The sequence below is a fragment of the Streptomyces sp. N35 genome (assembly GCF_016464295.1).
GTDB lineage: Bacteria > Actinomycetota > Actinomycetes > Streptomycetales > Streptomycetaceae > Streptomyces.
In genome coordinates, this window is the sequence record NZ_JAEIMH010000086.1 from 32062 (window position 1) to 34502 (window position 2441).

At 73.2% G+C, this 2441-nt stretch carries 2 protein-coding genes; both read left to right on the plus strand.

Going from position 1 to position 2441, the window contains the following annotated elements; genetic code table 11:
* Window positions 1-777: 777 nt before the first annotated feature.
* Window positions 778-1641 carry a PHP domain-containing protein gene (locus JAO81_RS33960; RefSeq protein ID WP_199551827.1) on the plus strand — a complete coding sequence of 288 codons (864 nt, stop codon included), beginning with the start codon at window positions 778-780 and terminating at the stop codon, window positions 1639-1641.
* A 94-nt stretch (window positions 1642-1735) separates the two neighbouring features.
* Window positions 1736-2341 carry a MarC family protein gene (locus JAO81_RS33965; protein WP_199551828.1) on the plus strand — a complete coding sequence of 202 codons (606 nt, stop codon included), beginning with the start codon at window positions 1736-1738 and terminating at the stop codon, window positions 2339-2341.
* The last annotated feature ends 100 nt before the right edge of the window (window positions 2342-2441 follow it).

The following is a 2441-nucleotide window of genomic DNA, read 5'->3' on the forward strand; positions in this document are numbered from 1 at the left end:
GGACAGCCCCAGGGGGGGGGGAGGGGGGACAACCCCCCGCGGGGGCCCCCCCCAAGGGGGCCGGGGCCCCACCCCCTTTTTCGGGAAGGGGCGGGTAGGGGAAATCCGCCCGCCGCAGGCGCCCACCCACCCGCACCCAACGACAAGACCCCACCGCCCACACCGGCCCGGCGCCCGCGCCCGCGCCTGGAGAGGCGACCGCAGCCGCGCCCAGCGGCGCACCCGCACCCAGCGATGAGCACTCGCGCCCAGCGACGAGACGCACCGGCCAGGCGCCCGCGCCTGGAGAGGCGACCGCAGACGCGCCCAGCGACGCGCCCGCACTCAGCGATGAGCCCCCGCGCCCAGCGACGAGACCCGCACCGGCCCGGCGCCCGCGCTTGGACAGGCGCCCGCAGCCGCACCCAATGGGGCGCCCGCTCCCAGCGATGAGCGCTCGCCCAGCGAGGAGACCCGCACCGGCGACGAGCCCCCGCCCCTGGCGAGGCGCCCGCAGCCGCACCCGGACACGCACCCGCACCCAGCGATGAGCCCCCGCGCTCAGCGACGAGACCTGCACCGGCGATGAGCCCCCGCACCTGGCGAGGCACCCGCACCCGCACCCGGACACGCACCCGCGCCGACGCGGCACCCGCACGCGGCGCGGCACCCGCACCCCGCACCCCGCACCCCGCACCAAGACCCCACCCCACCCCACCCCGCACGGACCAAGCACCCCCGAACCCCCCGTTATCCTGGAGCGTCGCCCGAACCCGTCGATCGTCGAGAGGAGCAGCCGTGCGGATTGATCTGCATACCCACTCCACGGCCTCCGACGGCACCGACACCCCCGCGGAGCTCGTGCGCAAGGCCGGGGACGCCGGGCTTGATGTGGTGGCGCTGACCGATCACGACACCACGCGAGGGCACGCCGAAGCGGTGAAGGCGCTGCCCGAGGGGCTCACGCTCGTGACCGGTGCCGAGCTCTCCTGCCGGCTGAACGGCACGGGCCTGCATCTGCTCGCGTACCTCTTCGACGCGGACGACCCCGCCCTCCTCGCCGAACGCGAACTCGTCCGCGACGACCGCGTCCCGCGCGCCCGCGCGATGGTCGGCAAGCTCCAGGAGCTGGGCGTGGACATCGAGTGGGAGCATGTCGCCCGGATCGCCGGGGACGGCTCGCTCGGGCGGCCGCATATCGCCGAGGCGCTCGTCGAGCTGGGCGTCGTGCCCACCGTCTCCGACGCCTTCACCGCCGACTGGCTCGCCAACGGCGGCCGCGCGTACGTCGACAAGCACGAGCTCGATCCGTTCGAGGCGATCCGCCTGGTGAAGGCGGCCGGCGGCGTCACGGTCTTCGCGCATCCGCTCGCCGTCAAGCGCGGCGAGGTCGTCCCCGTGGAAGCCATAGCTCGGCTCGCGGAAGCCGGTCTCGACGGGATCGAGGCCGACCACATGGACCACGAGCCGGCGACCCGCGCCCGGCTCAAGGGTCTCGCCGGTGAGCTCGGGCTGCTCGCGACCGGTTCCAGCGACTATCACGGCAGCCGCAAGACCTGCTCGCTCGGCGAGTACACCACCGACCCCGAGGTCTACGGGGAGATCATCCGCCGTGCGACGGGGGCGTTCCCCGTGCCCGGCACCGGGGGAGTCCCGGCGTAACCCGCGCGCCGCGTCCCTCTCGTACCCCTCGAAGCGCCGACGCGGCGTGCCCGCGTGCTCACCCGCTCACCCTCAACTCCCGCAAGGCTTCCCTGTGTTCGACGCCGCCGTATTCGGCTCCCTCTTCCTGACCCTCTTCGTGATCATGGACCCGCCCGGGGTCACTCCGATCTTCCTCGCCCTGACCGCGGGCCGCCCCGCGAAGGTCCAGCGCCGGATGGCCTTCCAGGCCGTGTGCGTGGCCTTCGGGGTGATCTCCGTGTTCGGTCTGGTCGGCCATCAGATCCTGGACTATCTGCATGTCTCGGTGCCGGCCCTGATGATCGCCGGCGGTCTGCTCCTGTTGCTCATCGCGCTCGATCTGCTGACCGGCAAGACCGACGAACCCAAGCAGACCAAGGACGTCAACGTCGCCCTCGTCCCGCTCGGCATGCCCCTGCTCGCCGGGCCCGGCGCGATCGTCTCGGTGATCCTCGCCGTGCAGGACGCCCAGGGGTTCAAGGGCCAGTTCTCGGTGTGGGCCGCGATCGTCGCGATGCATATCGTGCTCTGGGTCGTCATGCGCTACTCGCTCGTGATCATCCGCGTGATCAAGGACGGCGGCGTCGTTCTGGTCACCCGCCTGGCGGGCATGATGCTCTCCGCGATCGCCGTGCAGCAGATCATCAACGGCGTCACCCAGGTCATCCAGGGGTCGTAGCGCCCACCCACGGTTACGGGCACGCGAAAGGCCCCCCCCCCCCCGGGCGGCGGGGGGGGCGGGGGCGTCGCGCTTCTTTACCACCCGCCCAGCCGGGCGC